The 1,998-nt window shown below is 45.3% G+C and carries 2 protein-coding genes; both read left to right on the top strand.

Annotation, left to right across the window (positions count from 1 at the left end):
• Nucleotides 1–186: 186 nt before the first annotated feature.
• Nucleotides 187–396, top strand: a complete 210-nt coding sequence (locus tag L3V30_RS23905) for a hypothetical protein (RefSeq protein ID WP_162780826.1) — start codon at nucleotides 187–189, stop codon at nucleotides 394–396.
• Between the two features lie 200 nt (nucleotides 397–596).
• Nucleotides 597–1,901 carry a group II intron reverse transcriptase/maturase gene (ltrA, locus tag L3V30_RS23900; protein ID WP_005398567.1) on the top strand — a complete coding sequence of 435 codons (1,305 nt, stop codon included), beginning with the start codon at nucleotides 597–599 and terminating at the stop codon, nucleotides 1,899–1,901.
• Nucleotides 1,902–1,998: the final 97 nt, after the last annotated feature.

The following is a 1,998-nucleotide window of genomic DNA, read 5'->3' as shown; positions in this document are numbered from 1 at the left end:
GGGAGCGCCACGAGGTGCTCAACACTGCTCTGGGCAAGAGACGCAGCCAAGCGATTAAATGGCATAATAAGCCCAGAACGTTAACCTAAACAATGGGTTAAGTCCAGTAGGGTGCAAAGTCCCTACCTAGGAAATTGCTAGTTCACCTAGAAGTCTGACTGGCATACATGATGGCAACAGCATGATATGAAGCCCAGTGACAAAGACGAGAAATCGTTGAGACGCAATGTAGGCCGTAGCATTAAGCGAACTTGGTTAAGCATCGTCACGCAAGTGGAAATGGGGAGTCGCTCCGAGTATACGAACCCTGCCACATACAGTGAAGCAACTAGCGAAGGCAACTGTGTGGTTTCCCGGTGTAATACAAGATGGCATGCATTGAAGGATGTTGAGTAAACGTGGGAGAGCCTATTGCTGTGGGAGTCGCGCCCCAGCGCAGAGATATAAGAGGGGACCTCGAAATTCTCAGTGTATACACAATAGGCAGTCGGATGAGCCCATAGTACCAAAGATGATGAGGACAACATAACCTCATCTAGGGAAGGGGCCCAAACATAAATGACGTTTTTAAAGAAATTTCAGCAGGAGATTGCCGAATGGCTAGCACTTCAAATAAAGTTCGAGAATTTCAGCGAAAACTTTACCTGCGCTCAAAGCAGGAGCCAGACCAAGCATTTTATAGTCTGTATGACAAAATTTGTCGTTTCGACATCCTGTGGGATGCCTTCTATTTGTGTAAAGCAAACAAAGGGGCGGCGGGAGTCGATGGTGTCAGATTTGAGGACTTAAATAGCATTGAAACGTCTGGTAAATTGATCAAAACATTAAGAGCGGAGCTGGTAGAAGGCAGGTACAGACCTCTGCCGGTCAAGAGAGTGCAAATACCAAAAGACAATGGTAAGACTCGAAATTTGGGCATACCAAGTATCAGAGATCGCATTGTACAAATGGCATGCACGCTTGTGCTAAGTCCAGTCTTCGAGCCTCACTTCCACTGTAATAGCTACGGTTACAGACCTAAGCGCAGTGCACAAGACGCAGTGATATGCATTAATGGCTATCTGAAACAAGGGTATCAGCAAGTCTATGATGCTGACCTATCAAAGTTTTTCGACACTATACCACATTCACGATTACTGGATAAGGTAAGGTCTAAAGTGACGGATAGGGCAGTACTAAGACTGATTAAGCTATTCCTCAAAGCGCCGATAAGTGAGCCAACAGCAAAAGGAAAGAGCCGAATAGTGGGAAACCCTATCGGCACGCCTCAAGGCGGGGTGATTTCGCCACTATTGGCAAACATTTACCTAAATGACTTTTGTCGGAAGATTGCGACAAAGACACCATGCAAGATAATTTCTTATGCAGATGACTTTGTTATCCTGTCGAAAACGCCATTCAATTCAGCCCAACAGGACTGGATAAAGAATGAGCTGGAGCAGGAAGGACTAAAGCTCAATGAAAATAAAACTCACATCGTAGATATGACCCAAGTAGGAAATGAATTTGACTTCTTAGGGTTCACTTTCAAGTACATAGTGGGTTTCATCCAGCACACCAACTACGTAAAGATCTATCCATCGAAGAAGAGCCAAAAGAAGTATAAGGATAAGTTGCGAAGCATAGTGAAGCATAGAACGTCTCTGACCCTAGATCAGCTCGTTGAGCGGGTTAATAGAGTAGTAAGAGGCTGGAAGAATTACTTTGGCAAAGTAGGTTATCCTCGACAGGTATTCTTCAAGATGGATTGGTTTTTGGTGGCACGCTTTTATCGATGGTCAAGAAGCCGAAGTCAACGTCGGAGCCTGTATCTTGCGCAAGATGCATGGGATAAGTTACACAAGGCAGGTCTTGTGTATCTACAACCGACGAAGATGAAAACTGCGAAGGTGAGCAGGTGAACATTTATGTGAAAGCCGTGTGAGGGAAAACCTCATGCACGGAATTGAAGAGGGGTTGCTGGATAAGGGTTGTGCCGAAGCCAGTGACCTACTCTAC

Origin of the sequence: Vibrio sp. A1-1 (genome assembly GCF_021728175.1) — a bacterium.
In the GTDB taxonomy this organism is placed as follows: Bacteria; Pseudomonadota; Gammaproteobacteria; order Enterobacterales; family Vibrionaceae; genus Vibrio; species Vibrio diabolicus.
Note: the sequence above shows the minus strand (reverse complement) of the source record. Positions and strands in the feature narration are given on the sequence as shown.

Bases quoted from the DNA above. Each gene is read 5' to 3' on its own strand.
- L3V30_RS23905 (WP_162780826.1), top strand. From the start codon at position 187: ATGAAGCCCAGTGACAAAGACGAGAAATCGTTGAGACGCAATGTAGGC.
- ltrA (WP_005398567.1), top strand. From the start codon at position 597: ATGGCTAGCACTTCAAATAAAGTTCGAGAATTTCAGCGAAAACTTTAC.